At 51.4% G+C, this 22119-nt stretch carries 19 protein-coding genes, 2 pseudogenes and 1 riboswitch; of the genes and pseudogenes, 15 read left to right on the top strand and 6 right to left on the bottom strand.

Translation table 11 applies throughout. The features are described from left to right. The first annotated feature begins 93 nt into the window (after window positions 1-93). Window positions 94-1332, top strand: coding sequence for an MFS transporter (locus tag JI735_RS13990; protein WP_202677486.1), 1239 nt, complete (start codon window positions 94-96; stop codon window positions 1330-1332). Window positions 1333-1362: 30 nt separating this feature from the next. Here the strand turns inward: JI735_RS13990 and JI735_RS13995 are convergent. From JI735_RS13995 to JI735_RS14005, 3 genes and pseudogenes are all read right to left on the bottom strand, one after another. Further along, window positions 1363-2659 (bottom strand): annotated as a pseudogene (locus JI735_RS13995) (voltage-gated chloride channel family protein). Between the two features lie 110 nt (window positions 2660-2769). Next, window positions 2770-2832, bottom strand: a riboswitch (Fluoride riboswitch). Window positions 2833-2886: 54 nt separating this feature from the next. Next, on the bottom strand, window positions 2887-3156 hold the full coding sequence (locus tag JI735_RS14000; protein ID WP_202677487.1) for a hypothetical protein: 270 nt from the start codon (window positions 3154-3156) through the stop codon (window positions 2887-2889). Between the two features lie 28 nt (window positions 3157-3184). Next, a complete protein-coding gene (locus JI735_RS14005; RefSeq protein WP_202677488.1) occupies window positions 3185-3490 on the bottom strand; it encodes a hypothetical protein in 306 nt (101 codons plus the stop codon). A 263-nt stretch (window positions 3491-3753) separates the two neighbouring features. On the opposite strand from JI735_RS14005, the gene JI735_RS14010 reads away from it, so the two are divergent. Then, window positions 3754-5652, top strand: a complete 1899-nt coding sequence (locus tag JI735_RS14010; RefSeq protein WP_083886937.1) for a sensor histidine kinase — start codon at window positions 3754-3756, stop codon at window positions 5650-5652. Window positions 5653-5866: 214 nt separating this feature from the next. After that, entirely contained in the window at window positions 5867-7600 is a 1734-nt protein-coding gene (locus JI735_RS14015; protein ID WP_202677489.1) for a sensor histidine kinase, read from the top strand. A 95-nt stretch (window positions 7601-7695) separates the two neighbouring features. On the opposite strand, the gene JI735_RS14020 is transcribed toward JI735_RS14015, so the two are convergent. Together JI735_RS14020 and JI735_RS14025 are read right to left on the bottom strand one after the other, a co-directional pair. After that, window positions 7696-7944 carry an NHLP leader peptide family RiPP precursor gene (locus JI735_RS14020; RefSeq protein ID WP_407944482.1) on the bottom strand — a complete coding sequence of 83 codons (249 nt, stop codon included), beginning with the start codon at window positions 7942-7944 and terminating at the stop codon, window positions 7696-7698. A gap of 74 nt (window positions 7945-8018) precedes the next feature. Further along, on the bottom strand, window positions 8019-8951 hold the full coding sequence (locus JI735_RS14025; protein WP_039838867.1) for a hypothetical protein: 933 nt from the start codon (window positions 8949-8951) through the stop codon (window positions 8019-8021). A gap of 131 nt (window positions 8952-9082) precedes the next feature. On the opposite strand from JI735_RS14025, the gene JI735_RS14030 reads away from it, so the two are divergent. The 4 genes from JI735_RS14030 to JI735_RS35735 all read left to right on the top strand — a co-directional run bounded on the left by JI735_RS14030 (window position 9083) and on the right by JI735_RS35735 (window position 11858). Further along, window positions 9083-9397, top strand: coding sequence for a hypothetical protein (locus JI735_RS14030; RefSeq protein WP_039838868.1), 315 nt, complete (start codon window positions 9083-9085; stop codon window positions 9395-9397). A gap of 68 nt (window positions 9398-9465) precedes the next feature. Further along, window positions 9466-10542, top strand: a complete 1077-nt coding sequence (locus JI735_RS14035; RefSeq protein ID WP_202677490.1) for a Gfo/Idh/MocA family protein — start codon at window positions 9466-9468, stop codon at window positions 10540-10542. Between the two features lie 947 nt (window positions 10543-11489). After that, entirely contained in the window at window positions 11490-11672 is a 183-nt protein-coding gene (locus tag JI735_RS35730; protein ID WP_233476393.1) for a hypothetical protein, read from the top strand. A gap of 21 nt (window positions 11673-11693) precedes the next feature. Beyond that, window positions 11694-11858, top strand: a complete 165-nt coding sequence (locus JI735_RS35735; protein WP_233476394.1) for a hypothetical protein — start codon at window positions 11694-11696, stop codon at window positions 11856-11858. Here the strand turns inward: JI735_RS35735 and JI735_RS14045 are convergent. Continuing rightward, on the bottom strand, window positions 11853-13784 hold the full coding sequence (locus JI735_RS14045; protein WP_202677492.1) for a beta-N-acetylhexosaminidase: 1932 nt from the start codon (window positions 13782-13784) through the stop codon (window positions 11853-11855). The two genes, JI735_RS35735 and JI735_RS14045, sit on opposite strands and share 6 nt — an antisense overlap. A gap of 84 nt (window positions 13785-13868) precedes the next feature. Between JI735_RS14045 and JI735_RS14050 the strand changes: the two genes are divergently transcribed. From JI735_RS14050 to JI735_RS14090, 8 genes and pseudogenes are all read left to right on the top strand, one after another. Beyond that, window positions 13869-14723 (top strand): helix-turn-helix domain-containing protein, encoded by an 855-nt coding sequence (locus tag JI735_RS14050; protein WP_039838872.1) that lies wholly within the window; start codon window positions 13869-13871, stop codon window positions 14721-14723. A gap of 807 nt (window positions 14724-15530) precedes the next feature. Then, on the top strand, window positions 15531-17000 hold the full coding sequence (locus tag JI735_RS14055; protein WP_233476395.1) for a sensor histidine kinase: 1470 nt from the start codon (window positions 15531-15533) through the stop codon (window positions 16998-17000). Window positions 17001-17023: 23 nt separating this feature from the next. Further along, window positions 17024-17659 (top strand): response regulator, encoded by a 636-nt coding sequence (locus JI735_RS14060; protein ID WP_039838874.1) that lies wholly within the window; start codon window positions 17024-17026, stop codon window positions 17657-17659. Between the two features lie 384 nt (window positions 17660-18043). Next, complete coding sequence (locus JI735_RS14065; RefSeq protein WP_039838875.1) at window positions 18044-18784, top strand: YveK family protein; 741 nt, start codon at window positions 18044-18046, stop codon at window positions 18782-18784. After that, a complete protein-coding gene (locus JI735_RS14070; protein ID WP_039838876.1) occupies window positions 18768-19409 on the top strand; it encodes a CpsD/CapB family tyrosine-protein kinase in 642 nt (213 codons plus the stop codon). The genes JI735_RS14065 and JI735_RS14070 overlap by 17 nt, the downstream gene beginning before the upstream one ends. Before the next feature lie 75 nt (window positions 19410-19484). Then, window positions 19485-20372 (top strand): UTP--glucose-1-phosphate uridylyltransferase GalU, encoded by an 888-nt coding sequence (gene galU, locus JI735_RS14075; protein WP_020426700.1) that lies wholly within the window; start codon window positions 19485-19487, stop codon window positions 20370-20372. Between the two features lie 91 nt (window positions 20373-20463). Then, window positions 20464-21155, top strand: a pseudogene (locus tag JI735_RS35740) (sugar transferase). 19 nt (window positions 21156-21174) lie between these two features. Next, window positions 21175-22116, top strand: coding sequence for a glycosyltransferase (locus tag JI735_RS14090; RefSeq protein ID WP_233476396.1), 942 nt, complete (start codon window positions 21175-21177; stop codon window positions 22114-22116). Window positions 22117-22119: the final 3 nt, after the last annotated feature.

Genomic DNA, 22119 nt, shown 5'->3' on the forward strand with positions numbered 1-22119 from the left:
CCCGCAGCACCGCCCGGCATTGGCACATCCCCGAAAGAAGGTTAGAATGAAAAGATGATGCTTCCAAGAATACACAGAAGGGGCGTGTGCAGCATGCGTTTTTCATGGAAGCGGAACCTGATCGTGCTTTGGGTAGGGGTGTTCTTTTGCAGTACGGCATATTCGATCTCGATTCCGTTCCTCTCGATTTTTTTGAGTGACCAGCTTGGTGTTAAGAATCATTTGGAAATCTGGTCGGGGGTCAGCTTTGGCATCACCTTCCTGGCCAGTGCGCTGATATCGCCTTACTGGGGGTCGCTCGCCGACAAATACGGGCGCAAGCCCATGCTGATCCGGTCGGGCTTCAGCCTCGCGGCGCTCTATTTGGTCAATTTTTTCGTACATGATCCATATGTTTTTATTATTGTGCGTATCTTTCAGGGGCTTCTGGCGGGTTTTGTGCCGGCAGCCATTGCTATGGTCGCCACCAACACACCGGAGGAGAAGACCGGTTATGCGCTCAGCATCATGTCTACGGCCGGGGCCACCGGGAGCATTATCGGCCCGCTGATCGGCGGTGTGGTCAGCTTTTATTCCAGCAACCGCAGCGCGTTTCTGTTCTCGGCGGTAATTGTGCTGGTATCCGCGCTGATCGCTACCTTTTTTGCCAAGGAGGAGAATTATGACCGTTCGGCGCCGAGATCGCATGTGCGGGATGATATCCGGGAGGCGGCAGCAAATCCGGCGTTTATGACGCTGCTGATGCTGGCGGGGCTGGCCACCTTTTCTGTCATGATATTGGAGCCGCTGCTACCGATTTATCTGCTCGACATGGGGATATCGCGGAACAGCGCTTCCCTAAGCTCGGGCATCGTTTTCTCCGCTGTGGGTATCGCCACGGTAATTATGGCTCCACAGTGGGGGAGGCTCGGCAGCCGCAAGGGCTTTGGTTTTATTTTGTTCATCGGCCTGGTCGGCGGGGGGATCGGAAATATTCTGCAGTATTTTGTATCGGGTTATGTAGAATTCGCCATCCTGCGTTTTGCTTACGGCTTGTTCTATGCCGGTGTGCTTCCGTCGGTAAATGCCATGATTGTGCAGGTCATTGACCCCGGCTTCCGCGGGCGGGCTTTCGGCCTGAATCAGGCGGCGACCCAGCTGGCAACCATGGCCGGACCGATTATCGGCGGACTGCTCGGAGCCTTCATTCCGATCCGCTGGGTATTTGTCATTAACGGAGGGATCCTCCTTGTGGCGGCCGTGCTGGTAAAAACCCGCAAGCTGGAGGCAAAAGTGGAAGCTGTGGAAGCTGCCCATGCCCCGGGGCAGACGGTAACCCTGGAAAACCCGTAAAAGAAACATGAAAGGCTGTCCGCTTGAAGGCTACTCTTCAGCGGACGGTTTTTTTGTTGTGCGCAGCTGCTTGGCGGTTCCCAGCGTGGTGCCTTCGGGAATCCGGACCCACTCACTCTTGGAGATTCCGATCTGCTGAGAGGTGTAGATGCCCGAATGACCGGAGAACAGGTAGCTTACCAGGCAAGCGATGAACATATAGACGGCTCCGCCCGACCCGAACAGTTCAATGCCCATAAGGAAGCAGGCAATCGGCGTATTGGTAGCACCACAGAAGACGGCGATGAAGCCCAGCGAAGCCAGGAACGGCGCATAAAGATGAAGAAAACCGGCCAGGCTGTTGCCCAGGGTTGCTCCGATGGCAAAGAGCGGAGTCACTTCTCCCCCTGAAATCCGGTGCCCAGGGTGAATGAGGTGAAAATCAGCTTCCATAAGAATGCGAAGGGCGCCACATCGGTCTGAAAAGAATCCTGAATCAGAGGGATGCCCAGACCGAGATAGTCCCGGGTGCCGGCAATATAGACCAGCGCAATTATAATGAAGCCGCCCAGCGCACTTTTGAGCATCGGATTCTTCACTAGCCGGGTAAAGGTTTTTTTCAGATAATGGGTAAGCTCACTGAAGAGGATACTGGCAAGCCCGAACAGCACGGAGGCCAGGATCACCTTCAGCAGTATGATGACGGTTAGCGGAGGAAAAAGATCCACATGATAATGGATGTGCTGGACCTTCCACAAACGGGTAGCCACAATATCCCCGATGAAGCTGGCTGTGAAGCAGGGAAGCAGGGCCTTATGGCTGATCAGGCCGATAGCCACAACCTCCAGGCCGAACAGGGTTCCGGCCAATGGTGTTCCAAAAATCGAGCCAAAGCCGCCGCTGATCCCGCACATAAGCAATATTTGCCGGTCGAGCGAATGGATGCGGATCAGCCTGCCGAATCCTTCGGCGAGGCTGCCTCCCATCTGCACAGCCGTTCCTTCCCGTCCTGCGGAGCCTCCGAATAGATGGGTAACGAGTGTTCCGAACAGCACCAGGGGAGCCATCCGCAGCGGAATGGTCTCATTCCCCTGCTGAATCTGTTCCAGGATCAGATTATTCCCTTTGGCACTGTTCTTGCCGTAACGCATGTACAGGAAGCTCACCAGCGCTCCGCCCAGCGGCAGCAAGTACAGCAGCCAGGCATGATTCAGCCGTACCTCTGTCACAGCATCCAGGGTTTTCAGAAAAATGGCCGAGGCCGAGCCGGACAGAATACCGACGCTCCCCCCAGCACAATCCATTTGATGAAGGTGCCCCACAGCGCCAGAAAATGGCTCCTTTCCATAAGCTTCAGCCAATATGTATGTATTGCTCTCATCCTGCCAGCCTCCAATAGAATAATGCTGCTGCTTCATTGATTCCCTAAAATCAAACAGACTCCTACCAGCGAAGTGACCGCTGGTAGGAGTCATTAGTCTCTAGGGACGGTTAATGGCGAACTCCATCGCCGTATTGAATTACAACCAATACTAAGGATATCATGCTAAAAAGTCAATGCGGAAATTAACAATGTTATTCTTCCTCACCGGTGGAGCCATTCAGCACATCCGTACCCGGCATGGCATCAATAGGCGGCGAGGCCGGATCGATGGCAGTTCCGGGCTGGAGTTCGTCGGCATCGGGCACATCCTCCAGCGGAAGCTCTTCTTGATCCACAAGCTCTTCATCCCCGGCGTAGTCAATGGCACCGCCGGCCAGTCCGGCCGCACCGGCAGCGAATATCGCATCAGACTCCAGCACTTCATCCCGTTTGGATGGCGGCGGGGAAGTCATGCTCCGCACTCTGTCGGCCCTGCGTCCAAGCGCCGGTTCAGGAGCATTCAGGCCGATATCGGCAGCGAGAATCAGGATCGCCTGTCAAAGCCGGATCGGAGCCGTCATCTGCAACGCCATCCCAATCGACAGGCCTTTCGCGGGCGGGATCATGGCTGGCCAGTGCGGATTCCATAGGCCTTAAGTCCGCTCCGGCAGTTTCATCGCCGGGGTTGTGCCGCGTGATCGTCCCCAGCGGCCGCAGCTCCTCCAGCGGAATATCCTGCTCCGGGGAAACATCCCCCAGCTTGTTGTACCGTTCATATACAAAATCGGCTTCAGTTTTGTTGAATTCATTACCCATAGCCGCTCAACTCCTTTTGGCTTAATTGCTTCTTAATTGCTTATAGTAATTCTATACCCTAATCCCAGATGGCGAATCTGTAACCTTTAGGCGGCCTATTCTTAATATAATCATTCTGCAGGAGGATTAACCATAAACTGCGGTATAACGTCTTTTTTCGAGATGGTTTGCAAATATGGGCAGGTAAAATGCGAACGTTGTCGAAAATTTTAGAGGTTAGATGTACTACATAAATCCAACTATAGACTTACTGAGGTGCGATAATGAAGTTGCCATCAATGAAGGCAGCCGCAGCGATATTCATGCTGTTTCTGCTGATTTCCATAGTGCCTATCGGGATCGCAGTGCAATGGGGCGGCGGGGCAGGATTTTCTATACCGGACTGGGAACTGAAATGGGAGACTTCAGACGTATGCGATCCTGCGGCAGCAGCTGAAGCCCCTGACAGCGAATGGGTGCAAGCAGACATGGATTCAGTGCGGCCTGCGGCTCCGGCAGATGCTTCCGCAGTCTGGTTCCGTTTTCCCCTCCCGTTAACGGAAGAGCGCAACCCGGCCCTGTTGATTAATAAAGTCACCGGACATAACCTCAGGGCCTATGCGGATCATAAGCTTATCTATGAGTCGCAGGATTTGATGAATTATGATGAAAGAAAAGTGCTGATCCCCTTGTCCGGGACGGAGGGGCATTCCTGGTTATATCTATGGAGCAGCGGAGACGGACAGGGCTTTGGAATTGAAGGGGAAATCACGGCAGGGAACTACGGGAAGCTGCTGGAGTATTATGTAAAGCAAAATTTGCCGGATATGGTGATTGGTGCGGCATTTCTATTTGTAGGTGCGGCACTTATGGGCTGCTTGCTGTTTCTCAAGCTGGACTTTTTCAAAGGCGGTTTTTTTCTTGTCCTGGTTATCGTATCCTTCGGGGTTCTGTTCATCACCTATTCACCGTTTCTGCCGGTTATTCTACATATCCCGGACCACTGGACCCAGACCTGCTTTGATCTGGCATTATTTACATTGCTGCCGTCGTTTACGATCTACTTTGAGCAGATTTTTGGCGCAGGCAAGCACAGGGTAATCACAAAGCTGCGCAAATTCCAACTGGGTTATTCGTTGTTCTGTCTGGTATTTCTCATTGTCAATGCTATGCTGTCTTACCGCCTGGACGGGCTGTATAGAATCGCTACCGTTGATTTTCTGGGCCTCCTGATGATAGCGCAGTTCATCTATTTACTGTTCGTGACGCTCGGAGCTGCGTTCAAAGGCAATCGGGATGCCGTCATCTTTTCGGCCGGATTCTCTGTTTTTGCCTTATTGTCATTAACTGAGCTGATTCTCTACTACGCCAACAACAGCTACCACTTGCAATGGTGGAAGTGGGGAGTGATTGCGTTCGTGGCTTCGCTTATTCTCATTTTGGGCAGGAGATTTGCAGGCAATCATGAGCAGGTGCTCGAATATTCCCGTGATCTGGAGAAATTCAATGACGACCTGCAGCGGTCTGAGAAAATGGAGATCATCAGCGAGCTCGCTGCTTCGGTGGCCCATGAGGTGCGCAATCCCCTGCAGGTGACCCGCGGATTCTTACAGATACTGGGGGAACGCTCTGATAAGAAGGAGAAGGAATACCTGCAGATGGCTATGGAGGAGCTCGACAGGGCCTCGCTCATCATTACGGATTTTTTGACCTTTGCCAAGCCGGGGATGGATACGCTGGACAGATTTGAGGTGGCGGAGGAGCTGCGGCATGTCTCCGGCGTTCTGGTGCCGCTGGCCCATCTGCAAGGGGGGACCATTGAGCTTAACCTGGAGAGCGGGCTTCAGGTGCTCGGCAGCACCTCCAAGTTCAAACAGGCTTTTATCAATCTGATCAAAAATGCTATTGAATCCCTGGAAGAAGATGGACAAATAACGGTTGCCGCCTGGAGATCGGGAGAGCACATCATCATCAGTGTCCGGGATAACGGGGAAGGGATGAAGATGAGCGAGCTGGCGCATCTGGGCGAGCCTTACTATTCGAATAAAAAGAAGGGAACAGGCCTTGGACTTATGGTTACGTTCCGGATTATTGAAGCAATGAACGGTTCCATTCAGTTTCAGAGCAGAAAGGGAGAAGGCACTGAGGTTATTGTGAAATTACCATCAGCCGCAAAAAAATAGGAATTATTTTGTTTAATACCGTTTTTTTGAAGGGATGCGCTGTGACTGGAGCGAAGTACTACTAACAACAGAACTAAGCTTCTGAAATTTTCTGCTGAGGTGCTTGCATGCGCTTGTTCGCTAAAATTCTACATTTAACCATAGTTCTATTCGTACTTTGTACGGCCTGTGGCGCGTTCGAGGCCTCGGCAGCAGGCCGGCACGCCCCCGGGAATTGACAAGCTGGCAGATGAAATGGGGAAGTCCGGACGGAGATGCGGGGCAAGAGGTACCGCTTGGAGAGACTCGGGGCTGGATAAAGGTTGATGCCCGTCAGGGGACACCGGAGCTTCCCAAGGGGATATCCTCTGCATGGACGCGGATAACGCTGCCGGAGAGTCAATATACTTCGCCTGCGGTTTATATTAAGACGTTATATGCCTTGCATGTTAAGGTGTATGCGGGTGAACGTCTTATCTTTGAAGGCAGCCGCAGTTATATCCATGACAATTATTCATTGCTCATTCCGCTGAGTACCGAAGATCAGGGCACAACCCTATATATATGGACGGCAACCCTGCAGGACCGTATCGGAATTAAAGACAGAGTAGCCTTGGGCGAACACAGCGATCTGCTTAAGGATTATTCGAAAAATGGACTTGCCGATATCATTTTGGGCGGAGCTTTTCTGTTCGTGGCTCTCGTTTTGTTTGTATGCACCTTTTACCTGAGCAAGGAGTATTTCTCCATTGCGACCGCACTGTCCCTGGTGATAGCCTCCACGGGAGTCCTGTCCATTACCTATTCTCCTTTTACGTACACCTTCTTCAGTTATTTGGGTCCGCTTAGCGTCGTTTTTTTCGATCTGGCGCTGCTGTCGCTGCTCCCCGCATTAACCTTTTTGTTTGAGAAAATATTCGGCAGCGGCAAGTTCGCCATCATCCGGCGTTTCCGTAAATTCCAGGCAGCCTATTCACTGTTCTGCATAGCCTGTCTGATCGTGAACACCCTCTCGGGCAACCGGCTGGTGGAATTTTATTATGTCGTGTCCGCCACCATTGTCGGAGTCATTATGATTCTGCAATTCATCCTGCTGATTGCCTGTGTTATCCTCTTCTCGCTGCGTGGGAACAAGGATGCAATCACCTTTGCCATCGGTTTCGGAACAGCAGCTTTGACCGGAGCGGTTGAGCTGGCCTGGTATTATTACCGCCAGGGCAATTATGATCTCATCTACTGGAAGTGGGCGCTGGTGGTGTTCATTCTATCCTTGATCATCATACTGGGACGCCGTCTTGCCCTGAACCATCAGCAGGTTGTCAAGTATTCACGGGAACTGGAGCTCTTCAATAACGAACTGCAGCGTTCCGAAAAAATGGAAATCATCAGCGAGCTGGCCGCATCTGTTGCGCATGAGGTGCGCAATCCGCTTCAGGTGACAAGAGGGTTTCTGCAGCTGTTGAGCGAGAAGTCGGGCGGCGATGAGCGTAAATATTTGTCCATGGCCTTAAGCGAGCTGGACCGCGCATCCAATATCATTACGGATTTTCTAACGTTCGCCAAACCTGAGTTCGAGAAGATCTCTCAGCTGAGCGTCCTGGAGGAATGCAAGCATATCGAGAGCATCATGCTGCCGTTGTGCCACTTGAACGGCGGCAAAATGGTGCTCGAGGTCACCGGGGATTTATGGGTAAAGGGCAATTCCTCCAAATTCAAGCAGGCTTTTATCAATATGATCAAGAACAGTATTGAGTCGCTCGGGGAGGATGGCAGCATTCATATTAAGGCATATGCCAAAGGAGATAAGGTGTTCATTCATATCAAGGATAACGGGGCGGGCATGGACCCGGCAGTTCTGAGCAGGCTAGGTGAGCCTTATTTCTCTTCCAACAAAACAAAAGGAACAGGCCTTGGGCTAATGGTTACGTTCAGGATCATAGAGGCGATGGGGGAGAGGTCCGCTTCATAAGCAGCAAAGGAGCCGGAACCGAGTCCATTACCATTCTGCCTTTGGCAGAAGCTCCGGAGGGTTCTGGCTCCTAACGGGACAAAGCCTTATAGATCTTACCAGGTGCTGAGAGTGGTTAAGTCTGTTTTCATTACGCCTGATGCCGGACTGGGCGGGATAACCAGATAGAACTCATTGGACGCTTCTTCAACGGTTCTGAGGGTAATATTGTCGGGAAGTTCAATGCCTAGCGCTTCTTGGAGGGCTGCCTTCGGATCTGTGAGTAATCTTTGCTTGAAACCCGGATCTTCCCACGCCTTTTGAATTACTTGATTTCGGAGAATTGCTTCTGACAAAATAATCACCCTTCCCAAAATGGTTATATTTTCCTGATTAGTATAGCATAGCCCACTCTATTAATCTATATCCTATTTCCTATTTACGGATTCATATGTTTGGACAACCAGTAACCCAGACCCCCGCCTTGCAAAAGCTGTTTTTCCGCTTCGATTGCTGCTGCCATCTGCTGCAGATTCTCGGCCATAAACTGATGGAAAGCGATGAGATGAGGAGCGTTCAGGCGGCAGTTTTCAAGCTTTTTGTGATTATCCAACGCCGTACCGGCATACGCAGCAAGCCCCCCTTTTGTAAAGATATAATCCTTGACCTGCGCTTTGGTAAGCGCAACCTGATCTATGCCTGTGTGATGTCCGGCCAGGGACAGCAGGCAATTATAGCTTCCTTCAGCAAGGTCTTGCTCCCAATCCTCGTAGTCGTCCAGCATTTGCAGGGTGAGCAGTACGGTATGGAGAATATCCTCCGCTTCCGGAATCAGAGAAGCATTGCCGGTATGCAGCAGAATAGCTGTGCTGGTAAGCTTCAGCGGACTGGCTTTGTGGGAGATTTTCAGCCGGTCATTCCTAAAATAATCTCCGTGCGCCTCACCGGCCACACTCTCCGCCCACTCCAGAATATAGCGGTTAAAGCAGAGCCAGAAAAGGGACTCCGGCGGAAACAGCGGCCTGTACTTGTTCAAGAACTCAACATACAGCAGATTGGCCAGCGGCAGCATCCGGGATGCGCTGTTATCACTGTCCATCAGATCATCCTGAATGAAGAAATACAGCATGCAAAAAATATTGCCGGCCGACAGCCCGCGGGCTTCAGCCTCTGTCAGGCCGTAACCGTCCCTGAGCCAGAAGGGGAGCAGATAACTGATATAATTTTTGTGGCTTCCTGTGCTGAAAACGTTAAACTGTTCGAGATAGGACAATCCTTGAATGCGGAGAGAATCAGGGAATTCGGAAATCACACTGCTGCAGTCCTGAAATACCAAACGGAGCTCTTTGTCGTAATCATGCAGCCAATCCATCATTTTGCCTCCTGTCTTCAATTTTTTTGATCAAGAGAGATATGTATAATGATTAGGTAAAAAATGGTTATTCGTGATGATTATAAGCTTCCTGGCCGTTGATTTCAATCTTAATTCGGGGGAGATTCGGTATGGAATGGTATACCTTCGGACAAATGCTGATGCATATCCGTCTAGGCCAAAAAGCTGCCACACCTGACGGGCGCACAGTGCTGCGCACCTCTGCCGGATTACTCTGGCAAGGGGGCAGGCTGGACGGTGAATTTGTGCAAATTAAAGATTATCTCTTCTCCGATATATGGCGGATATTCGAGGATGAAGCGAGCCTGAAAGAAAGCCGTGGCCGGGATATTCATGAGCAAAAGGAACGTGAAATGCTGGCGAATCAATATGAAGAGCAGCGCTGGAATGAGCTGGAGATTCGGAGAGCCCGGTGGGAAGACTGATTCTACACCTGGGACGAGCGCGGGATAGGGTGCCGGAAGGGCAAACATATAGAGGAGGGGTTATCGGTATGGAGAAGGTTGTATTTGGACTGGTGGGCGGAGGCTGGCGGGCGGAGTTTTATCTGCGGATTGCGAGAGAGCTTCCGGAGCAATTTGCCGTTGGCGCCATGTTCGTCCGCAATAAGGAAAAGGCTGAAGCGCTGAGCAGAACCTGGGGAGTGCGGGTGTACACCTCGATCGGGGATTTTATATCGGCAGCATCCTATTCTTTTGCAGTAGTAAGCTTGAAAAAGGATATCAGCACAGCATATGTAATCAGACTGGCCGAAGCCGGAATTCCGGTGCTGGCCGAAACACCTCCCGCCCCGGATCTGGTCCGGCTGAAGGAGTTGTGGAACCGTATGGGCGGTTCGGCGACGATCCAGATTGCCGAGCAGTACATGTTTCAGCCGATGCATGCGGCAAGGATTGCGCTTGCTGACTCAGGCAGGCTTGGAACTGTCAGCCAGGCCCAGGTATCGGCTGCGCACGGCTACCACGGCATCAGTCTGATCCGCCGGCTGCTTGGCACCGGCTTCGGCAATGTCAGCATCCGTGCGCAGCAGTTCCGTTCAGCAATTATTGAAGGACCGCAGCGCAGCGGCCCCCCTTCAGCTGAAGCAAGGGTGCAGAGTGTCCAGACATTGGCCGTGCTGGACTTTGGCGACAAGCTGGGCGTATTCGATTTCACCGGCGACCAGTATTTTTCGTGGATTCGCGGCAGCCGGATACTCGTTCGCGGGGACCGGGGAGAGCTGATGAACGATGATGTCTCCTGGCTGCAGGCCTATGATACACCGCTATATGGCAAGCTGCGCCGGATCGACACCGGTCATGGCGGCAATCTGGAGGGCTTTTACCTCAAGGGGATCATGATGGACGGAGAGTGGTTATACCGGAATCCCTTCGCACCAGCCCGGCTCTCGGAGGATGAAATCGCGGTCGCGGAGAGCCTGGTCCGGATGCAGCGTCATGTCGGGGGCGGGCCATCTTTTTATAGCCTGGCCGAAGGCAGCCAGGACCAGTATTTGGCGCTGCTGCTGGAGCAGGCCGCAGAGAGCGGCGAAACCGTAGTTTCGCAGCGCCAGCCCTGGGCGGCGGAGTAAGCCTGCGGGCGCCGTGCGGGGTGAAACAACGGCAGGAATGCCGTTGCTGGGGTACTGGCGGCGGGGGCAGGGAGAAACAAAGGCAGGAATGCCGTTGCAGGGGCGCTGGTGTCGGGGGCAGGGAGAAACAACGGCAGGAATGCCGTTGCAGGGGTGCTGGTGGAGGCAGCGGGATGAAATAAAGGCAGAAATGCCGTAGTTGGGGCGCCGGTGGCGACCTCGGGGTTTTGGCTGATCTTACTTACTATATGCCCCTCATTTCAGCCGGAAATCCATTTGAGACGAAATGAGAGGTACTTATACCTCAGATTTGCCCGATTGGTCAGTGTGGTGAGAAATAAGAGGTATATATACCTCACATTTGAGCAATTGGTCAGTTTGGTGAGAAATGAGAGGTACTTATACCTCAGATTTGCGCGATTTGCCAGTGTGGGGAGAAATGAAAGGTACATATACCTCAGATTTGCGCGATTGGCCAGTGTGGGGAGAAATGAAAGGTACATATACCTCAGATTTGCGCAATTGGCCAGTGTGGTGAGAAATGAGAGGTACTTATACCTCAGATTTGCGCAATTGGCCAGTGTGGTGAGAAATGAGAGGTACTTATACCTCACATTTGCGCGATAGGCCAGTTTGGGGAGAAATAAGAGGTATTTATACCTCACATTTGCGCGATAGGCCAGTGTGGTGAGAAATGAGAGGTACTTATACCTCACATTTGCGCGATAGGCCAGTGTGGTGAGAAATGAGAGGTACTTATACCTCACATTTGTGCGATTGGCCAGTTTGCGGCGAAATGAGAGGTACTTACACCTCACATTTGGGCAATTGGCCAGTTGAAGGCACACTGTGATAGTAAGCGGAGTTCTACAAGAAACTGGATTTTTGACAGTTCAGGCTTCAGAATAAGGGGGGCCTAATCGAAGAGGGCCGGAGGAGGCAACGAGATGAAACAACGGCAAAAATGCCGTTGTTATGGTGCCGCCGGAGGCAACGGGATGAAACAACGGCAAAAATGCCGTTGTTATGGTGCCGCCGGAGGCAACGGGATGAAACAACGGCAAAAATGCCGTTGTTATGGTGCCGGCGGAGGCAACGGGATGAAACAACGGCAGAAATGCCGTTGTTAGAGCGCCGCCGGAGGCAAAGAGATGAAACAACGGCAGAAATGCCGTTGTTGGGGCGCCGGCGGAGGCAACGGGATGAAACAACGGCAGAAATACCGTTGTTGGGGCGCCGCCGGAGGCATAGGGAAAAAGGCAGCCGCTCCGCAGAATACCTGCGGAACGGCTGCCTTAATGCCCCTGCTGCTATAACACCGCTGAACCAGTCAGCTCGGCTGCCAGCCGAGTGTACTCGGCGCGCAGCCGGACCAGCTTCGAGACGCTCTGTTCCAGGCCGCCCGGCCGGTTGCGCTGAAGCCATAGCTGGCGGTAGTGATGGAGCAGAATGTCCAGGTCCTTGATCTGGCGGTGGATCAGCTCAGACTGAAGTGTGCCGGGTCCGTCAGCCAGCTGCTTTTTGATCCGGGCCAGCTGCACAGCATGCTTCACAAAATGAATGCCGTTCCGGAGCTCTGCTACAACAAGTCCGGCATCGGCGCATTCCAGCTCCGGCTGTTCAAGCCGGGCTTCGATCTCAGCCAAATACTGCTCCAGTTGCTCGAAATGCTCAGCCGTAAGCTTGCCGACAAGCTGCACCTGCTGCAGCGGAGTACGCAGCAGCATGGACATTTCCGTATCATTCGGACGGACAACGCCGGACTCCAGCTTGTAGTAGTTGCCAAGATCCAGCAGCAGCTGTCCGATTCTGCCCGCACGGTCATGGAAGACGGATGTGTTCAGGTACGCGGCGACATCTGCCTCCAGATTATTCTCCACATTCCATGCGACCGCTGCACCGTAGGCGAATCCGGCATAGCTGATGGGCAGGTGCTGCCAGTGGCCGAAATCGCCCCAGTCGGTAATCAGATAGCCGATGGCACCGTTGTTTTTGCCGTGGATTGCCGCACTGCGCAGATTGGCCATCATGTTGTCGCTGCGGCCTGTCAGGGAGTTCCAGGAGCTGGTTCCCGGACAGACGTAGAAAGGAATCCCCGCTTCGCGGAATTTCAGTGTATCCGCTTCGAACGGATGGGCTGCGCTGTAGCCCCATTCCATGGCAACGATATCTTTGGGGAGCCGGGGAATGAGCTCAGGATGCTGGATGATGATATCGCCCCAGAACTGCATGGTTTTACCGCGCTCCAGGACCAGTCCATGAATTTTCTGCAGAAAAGACAAATACAGCTGGCCTTTGCCATCGGCGTCAGCCGAAGCTTTGCTTTTGCCGAGTCCCAGCTCATAGGTTTCGTCACAGCCTACATTAAAGTATTTTGACGTGAAGTAGGGAAGAAGGTCATCGTACATAGTAGCGAGCAGCTGCAGCACTTCAGGGTTTTCGGTATGGAAGGTTCCCGGGTGCATGAACAATCCTTCCGGATACATATCGCTGTCGTACATATCCTCAGGAAGCATGAAGCCTTCCGGAATCTCCGCGAGGGCATTGAACTCCGGACGGGTCAGCCATCCTTCCATATGCCCGAAGCTGTTTTGGTTCGGAACAAGCTCGATATAACGTTCCTGGCAGTAGGCATCCAGCTGCAGGATTTCCTCCCCGGTTATCGGGGTTTCAAGCTCCCAGACCTGAGGAAAGGATTCATAGGCAAAGGGAGAACCTTCTATATATAATTGCAGCTGGTTCAGCTTAAGATCAGCCATGAAATCAACGATCCGGAACAGGGTTTCGAGCTTGGGGATTTTATTGCGGCTGATGTCGATCATCAGTCCTCTGGCCGCAAAGTCCGGCTGGTCGCTGATATGCACAAACGGAAGGTTCCTGCCGCATTGCTGCAGAATTTGTTTCAGTGTGGCAGCCGCATAGTAAGCCCCTTCGGGTGAACCGTAATTTACTGCGATTCCGTTCTCATCCACATGGATTTCATAGCCCTGGGCAGGCAGCAATGGACTATAACTAAAGTGGTAGACGGAACGGACGGACGGGCGTGTGCCTACAGACAGGGATAGGTTCAGTTGAAGGACCTGAGACAGGGTGAGCTGGAGCCTGCGTGCAGCAGGAAGAGCGGCGCGGTCCGCTTCTCCTGCAAGAACGATGCTACCTTGTGCGGGAAGATGGAACCGGCCGTCAGAACATTCCAAGACCTTTGGCACCGGAAACAGCTGCAAATGATGGTTTTCAGACATAGCGTGGACACCTCTTGTTCATGTAGAATATGATCATCTTCAGATTAACCATATCACTCCTGAACAAAGGGAGGAATGCACATCATGTCCGAGGTCATGGATTATATGATCAGTCCGTACCCCGTACGGATTATTGATCCCAAGGTGGAGTCCTCCAGGCTTAGGCTGAAGGCGATCCGGGTGGGGCAGGCGGGTCATCTGCCGGGAAGAATCTGGTTTCGTTCCAACGTTGTATTCGAACATTGGGCCCTTGTCTATATCATATCCGGGACCGGCACATACATGGAGAACGGCGGCAGGGTTCAGCAGGTGCGCGCCGGGAGCCTGTTCTTTTTCCGGCCGGGCTGCAGCTACAGCTTTGGACCTGCTCCGGGGTGCAACTGGGATGAATATTATATCAACTTTAATGGAACCCGTGTGGCTGAATGGGTGGAGTCGGGACTCCTGGAGGGGGGAACCGTATTTGATGCCCATGCTTCTCAGCAGCTGGCACCTGTATTCGAGCAGGTGCTGGCGCTGATGGAAGGCGGTGTCCCGGCGGATGCCGACCGGGCGGCAGCGATGCTGGAGGGGCTTCTGCTGGAGTGTTCCCTGATTACTGAGGGTCACTACCGCACCCGGCAGCCTGATATCTTCCCGCTAATCCGTGAAGAGTTGAATGCCTGCATCTACGGAATACCTGATCTACCGGGGATTGCAGCCAAACACCATATTTCGATGTCCACGCTGCGCCGTCTTGTACGGCGCAGCAGCGGTTACCCTCTGCATGAATATATCCACCGGCTCAAAATGGCGGAAGCGAAGCATCTGCTGCTCAATACTTCGCTGCAGGTTAAGGCGATAGCCGGAATGCTGCATTATGCGGATAGTTTTTATTTTTCAAGATTGTTTAAGAAATATATGGGGGTATCTCCATTAATTTGCCGCAACAGCTTATAATTAGCGACATAATTCTACCTAAACCGACGAAATCATGTCGGAATTTGTGGTTTTTTATTGACATGGCCAAAAATGAAATGTTATTATTTAGGTAATATTAGCAGATTCACGATAGTTCTTATAGACTATGCCGGAGATGAAGCCATGAGAGAATATTACTGCATCAGTTGCCGCAGTCTCCATAAGGTGGATACACATAACCATTCTGTACGTATTTTGTCCACCGGGTATCATATCGTCGGCGAACAGCGCTATCAGATTTGTATTTGTAATTCATCCAAGTTGCCTAAAACTCTGCCGACGGTGGCCGATTAGACCTGCGGATGACCGGTATGACTTATGACAACCATAGATTATTGCTGCCGAAGCAGCCTGTCCGTAATCACTGGCAGGCTGCTTCTTGTGCGTCTAAAAATGTGGACTTTTTGTGAATTCGCTATCATTTGAAAATATGGGCTTTTTCCAATAAAGTTTTGAAAAAAAAGCTGGAAATTATGCAACATTCATCATTTGTAAACGTTATCAATGAAAAGGGGAACTTGTTATTGTGATTTTTCTCATGTATGATGCTTTTAAACAAAGCTTAGAATAAGCTCGCATTTTCCACAAACTGGAGAATAGGGTGGTGGGATGAATATCAAAGCAACCGCGGATGACAAAGTAATAACCATTTACAGAAACATATCTTTGTCCCTCACATCGCTGATGTACCTCTTGGACCATACGGGGCCTTCCGTCTTTTATAAATCCCTATTAATCATGGTGTTATTCTTATTTGCACAAGTGTTCACGATTTATTACCGGAGGTTGCGTAAATGGCCGCGTGTTCTTATGCTTGCCGTAAGCATTGAGATGGCGGGGCTTATAGTACTCACATTGTTTACTGGCGGGTATGACAGCTCGTTCAAATTGTATGTCCTGAATCCTGTCCTCATCGCGGCAGGTTCCTTGTCTATTTATTTCAGCTGGAGCTTGTTATTCAGCTATTTTGGTGTTATTTCCGTATTTTGTTATTTTTTCTTGAACTCTTCCAGAAAAACTTTCGCCGAAGCCGTGCTTGACAATGGCAACCTGTTTCTAGTCATGGTACTTACGGTTATAGTTATGCAGATGGTTAATCGGATCAAGCGGCAGCGGGAAGCGGCCAATGCACGGACGAATGAAACCATGGAGCATATTAAGTCGCTCTATCACATTGTGGAAACCTCAAGCCAGCATGATTTCATGAACATCGGCCAGGTTATTACGGATTATGTGGTGAAGCTTACCAAGCTGGACAAAGCGTTGTTCTGGTTCGCCCAAAAGAGCGGCGAGCCCGCGCCGCAGAGCCGGCAGACCGGCTGGCATCAGGAGGAGGAACGGTTTCTTTTTGCAGAGCTTGAGAAGCATGAGCATGAATGGCGGTTGCAGCGTGAACCGGTGTTCAAGAGCTTACCCGGACTCGGAGACTTTCTGCTTATGCCTGTAAGAATGAGTACGCGGTTCGTCGGTATGATCGGCGTAAAGCTGGAAGCATCGGAAGGCCTGGAAGGACGCAGGTGGTATATCCAGCAGCTGATGTTTCTCTCGGAGCTGAGCGCGATTATCCTTGAACGGCATGAACTTGGTGTCATTGAGAACCGGCTGATTATCACGAACGAACAGAACCGGATTGCCGACGAGATGCACGACAGCGTATCGCAAAGCCTGTTCGGGATTGTCTATGCGACTCATTCGCTTAAGCAGACATGGCGGAAGATGTCCGAATCCGAGCTGGAGGAGCAAATTGAGCTGATTCATGATTCAGCCACCAAGGTGGCTAAGGAATTGCGCATTACCATCTACAGCCTCAGCTCCAAAAAGAGCGGCGGCCCGACATGGCTGGGTATGGTCAGATCACATCTGAAAAGCTTGTCCAGACTGAACGATGTAGAAATTGAGTTAAAAATAACGGGGGATGATTTCAGTCTCCCTTATCCTTACCACAAGGCGCTCTTCCGGATTATATCCGAAGCGACAGGCAATGCCATTCGACATGGTGCTGCCAGCCGGGTGGATGTCGAACTGTCACTTAAGCCGAAATGGATCAGACTTTCGATAGTCGATGATGGTGTCGGTTTCGATACTGATCTGCTCTGGACCGAATCCGAGGATAACACCGGCGGACTAGGCATGAAGAATATGCAATATTTGGCACAGTCTTTAGGCGGTGACTTCCAGTTGTCCAGCAGTGAGAATGCAGGCACCAGAATTTTGATTTCGATACCTGTCGGCGTGGCTGAACTAAAAAATGCATAAACTTTAGGCAGGAGGTCATTCTAGTGAAAATCGTCATCGTTGATGATCACCCATTGGTTAGAAGAGGACTCGCGGCGGTCATTTCTATGCAGTCCAATCTGCATTTTGCCGGCGAAGCAACGAATGGCCAAGAAGCGCTTATGATCATTGAAGAGACGCAGCCTGATCTTGTGCTTATTGATCTTAAGCTGGCCGATGAATCAGGTCTGGATGTGATCAAAGCAGCGCGTTCGCGCGGACTCAACAGCAAGTTTATCCTGCTGACCTCTTCGGCGAGCCGGGAGGATTTTTTGAAGGCAGAAGAAGTACTGGTTGATGGTTATGTGCTGAAAGAGGCGCTGCCGGAAGAACTGCTGTTTGCCATTCAACTCGTTCATAAAGGCCGCAAGTATTATGACCCCGGCTTGATGGAAGACAAGATGCGGATGAGCGGCAACAGTCCAACCGACGAATTGACTCCGAAAGAAAAGGAAGTGCTGATCGAGCTTGGGCAGGGAGCCAGCAACCGCGAAATCGCCTCACGGCTGTTCATCAGTGAATTCACGGTGAAGAAGCATGTCAGCCAGATTCTGGCGAAGCTTCAGGTGGCTGACCGTACACAGGCCGCACTCTACGCCAACGCCGTAGGGCTCACGAAATACGAAATGTCATACGATTAGTTTCCATTAATTTCAAATTATGTGATAAACACGGACATTGATGTCCGTGTTTTTTTTGTTGCTCTTTGGGGGTAACATGCCCGGCACTATGGATTACGACCCAAGATAGCAGACAGATCTGAACAAAATCTGAACAGCCTGGACTGCCGGAATTCCTGAGAATGTAGCGAATATTGCCACAGTCTGTCAGGATTTTCCGGTCATCTGGTACTAAAGTATACCATACCCCTACACTTTAGAGGTAGTCTGCCTCACTCGAAAGTGAAGATTAAAGTGAAGGTATGACCCATGTGGTGATCCGCTGAGATTGATAGAATAAAAGCAAGATATCTGAAACTTTCATGATTGCTTTCAGAATGTAATGAATGCGGAAGGAGGGTTACTGTGGAAAAGACGATTTTGGATTACATTAACCTGATTAAGAAGAGGTTATGGTTAATCATTGTATTTGTATTAATCTCCTGCGCCACCACCTTCTATGTCAGCAAGAACTTCGTCGTGCCTGTCTACTCAGCCTCCGGACAGCTGCTCGTCAACAACGCCGCGAATGTCCCCGAGAGCAACAACCTTAATAATCTGAACTTCAGTCTCAACCTCATCGAGAGCTATAAGGAAATTTTGAAGTCGCCAACGATTATGAAGAGTGTAGTAGCAGAGCACCCGGAATTCAATCTGACAGAACAGGCGCTGGCCGGCAAGCTGCAGATTAAATCTTCGGAGAAAAGCCAGGTCATTAACCTGAGCGTGCAGGACGAGAGCTACACCAAAGCGGCTACGATAGTAAACGCGGTATCGCAGACGTTCATCCGCAGCCTGCCGGCGCTGATGAATCTGGACAATGTAACGTTCCTGACGCCGGCTGATCCGGCAGATGCTCCTGGTCCTGTCAACAGCGGTTCGACAATGAACATTATCATCAGCTTTGTAGTTTCCCTGATGGCTGCGATCGGAATCATTCTGCTGCTGGAAACCTTGAACGGTACACTCCGGACAGAGAAGGAAGCGGAGTTCGATCTTGGGCTGCCGGTAATCGCCAGCATTCCTACGATCCGCAAACGGGACCTGGGCAAGTCGGCAAATGCCAATGCAAGAGTAGGGGAGGGCGCTTATGTTACGGCTGAATAAAAGTCTGATCACGGACCTGAATCCTTCCTCGCATATCTCGGAATCCTTCCGCTCGCTGCGCACCTACATCAGGCAGCTGGGGCTGCTGAAGGGCAGTGGAGGGCAGGTGCTCCTGTTCACCTCCGCAGAAGGCGGGGAAGGCAAAACGACGATTTTGTCGAACCTTGCAGTATCCTTTGTGCAGGATGGCAAGAAGGTTGTCGTTGTAGACTGCAACCTTAGACACCCCGGTCTGCACAGCGTGTTTGAGGTCGAGGGCAGCCACGGCCTCGCCGCATACCTGGGAGGCAGGGAAGAGGTCAAGGATATCGCGGTTTACGGCAATCTGGCCAATCTGGCCGTCATTCCGGCCGGGATTACCAGCGTCAGTCCGCCGGATCTGCTCGGAAGCGACAAGATGGCCGCTCTGCTGGAGGAGCTGAAGTCAAGCTTCGATCTGATCCTGCTGGATGCGCCGCAGGCGGTGGAATACAGCGATGCACGCATCCTGGCTCCGTTGTCAGACGGCTTAATCATCGTTGCCAGACACGGCAAAACGAAACGCGAGTCGCTCAAAAAGCTGAAAGGCCTAATGGAGCAGACAGGTGTGAAGATTCTCGGAATTGCTATGAATCAGACCAGATAGTACTTCCAGCGGGTTTTGTTCTAAAGAGAAAATGAGTGGAGCCAATACTTACAAAACTTTCAGGAGGTAAGTGTGATGAAAAAAGTAAAGAAGGTAATCATCCCTGCAGCAGGACTAGGAACACGCTTCCTTCCTGCCACGAAAGCAATGCCTAAGGAAATGCTACCGATCATCAACAAACCCACTATTCAGTATATCGTGGAAGAAGCGATTGCTTCCGGCATCGAGGATATCATTATTGTTACAGGTAAAGGCAAACGGGCGATTGAGGATCACTTCGACAACGCTTTTGAACTGGAGTCCAGATTGCTGGAAGACGGTAAGCTGGAGCTGCTGAAAGAGGTTCAGCGGTCCTCGAAGGTTGAAATTCATTACATCCGGCAAAAAGAACCCAAAGGCCTCGGCCATGCGGTATGGTGCGCCAGACGTTTTATCGGAGACGAGCCCTTTGGCGTAATGCTCGGGGATGACATCGTAACCGGCAAGGTGCCCTGCCTGAAGCAGCTGATTGACCAATACGAGGAAACGCAGAATTCAGTAATCGGCGTACAGGAAATTCCCGATGAATTCACCAACCGCTACGGAATTATTGAACCCGACCTGCAGGACGGACGGCTGTACCGGGTTAATAATTTTGTCGAAAAACCGGCGATTGGCACAGCGCCCTCCAATCTGGCGATCATGGGACGTTATGTGTTTACTCCAAAGATCTTTAAGTACCTGGACCTTCAGGAAAAAGGCGCAGGCGGCGAAATTCAGCTCACCGATGCCATTCAGAAGCTGAACCAGAGCGAGCGCGTGTACGCTTATAACTTTGACGGTACCAGATACGATGTCGGCGAACGGCTGGGATATATTTTGACTACACTTGAATTCGCACTGGAAAGCGAAGATTTGCGGTATCCGGTAATGGATGCAATGGCGGAATATCTGAGCAAAGCGGGACAAACTCTGAATAGTTGAAAACCAAGTTTAGACTTTCGAGACGGGTTTTGGACTGTGGAGAGTCAGTAGGCACCCAGGCTTACACAATATTTAGGAGGAATGAGGAGAGATGAGCATGCAAAAACTGCCGGAAGACTATGAGGCCGTCCTGCCGAAACTTTACATGCTACATGCCAAAGAAGGAAGCAAAGAAATGGATTCCTATCTGGTGATGAAGCGGATTATCGACATTTTTTTCTCCGCTCTTGGCCTTCTCGTACTGCTGCCGCTGTTCATCGTGGTGGCGATCCTGATCAAGCTGGAAGATCCGAAAGGAAAGGTGTTCTTTCGTCAGAACCGGGTTGGCAAGGACGAGAAGCTGTTTCCGATGTACAAATTCAGATCCATGGTCTCCAATGCCGAGGAGCTGAAGGCGAACCTGATGGCCTACAATGAGGTCAGCGGCGCGATGTTCAAGATTAAGAATGATCCCCGCATCACACGTATCGGCAGATTCCTGCGCAAGACCAGCATTGACGAATTGCCTCAGCTCTGGAATGTGCTGCTAGGGCATATGAGTCTGGTCGGCCCGCGCCCCCGCTCGTGGAAGAGGTTGCGCAGTACACGGATTATGACAAACAACGGCTTATGGTTACACCAGGCTGCACCGGCTATTGGCAGGTGAATGCAAGAAACAGCGTCGGATTTGACGAAATGGTTCAGCTGGATCTGACCTACATTTCTATCCGCAGCACTATGCTGGATCTCAAAATCATCGCTAAAACCGGCCTTATGCTGCTTGGCTCCAAAGATGCGTATTAAAAAAATGGAAATTGGGTGAATGCCGATGCTTGTATACGGAGACGTTCCTAAGATTTCCATAATCATCTGTACCTACAACAGGTCAGCTCTGCTGCTTAAGACGCTTCAGTCGCTTTTGCCGCTGGAGAATCTGGATCAGGCCGAGGTCATTGTGGTGGATAACAGCTCCAAGGATGATACGGCGGCAGTGGTCAAGCGGTTTATAGAGGCTGAAGGTGCAAATATGGATATCCGTTACATTCTGGAGCCGGTGCAAGGGTTGTCGGCGGCCCGGAATACAGGGATTCTGGCTTCCAAATCGCAGCTCATCGCTTTTCTGGATGATGATGCGATTCCTTGCCGGAATTGGATTACAACAATTGTAAGTACCTTTGAACAAAAGCCCGAGGTTATGGCCATGGGCGGCAAAATCGCTCCGATCTTCGAAAGCAGGCGTCCGGATTGGCTGATCAAGCCGTTCGAGCTGCCTTATACCATCGTGGATCTGGGCAACCGCATCAAAGAATATCCGAAACGGCTTCATCCCTGCGGCGCCAACATGGCAATGCGCAAGGTGGCCTTCGATATCAGCCTGTTTCCGCTGGAGCTTGGAAGAAAAGGAGATTCGCTTCTCTCCGGTGAAGAAACCTGGCTGTTTAATCAGATTGAAAGTCAAGGACACTCCATTCTCTATCATCCGCAGATGGCCGTCGATCATTTCGTGCCGGCCAACCGGCTGACGGAGGATTGGATTATGAAAAGATATTACAGCCAAGGCATATCCAACGCGATGAAAAGCGAAGGTGTGAAGGGGAATCTGCTCCTGCTGGGAAAGACGGCCGCCAAGATCATGTATATTGCGGGTGACTCGATCCTCTCCCGGAGCCAGGGGAGAAAACTTCTGAACAAATGCCGGCTGGAGAGTATTCGCGGAACTCTTCATATGATCTGGAACCGGAAGAGAGAATCCGCAGCGGGGTGAGGG

It is taken from the genome of Paenibacillus sonchi (genome assembly GCF_016772475.1).
In the GTDB taxonomy this organism is placed as follows: Bacteria; Bacillota; Bacilli; order Paenibacillales; family Paenibacillaceae; genus Paenibacillus_AQ; species Paenibacillus_AQ sonchi.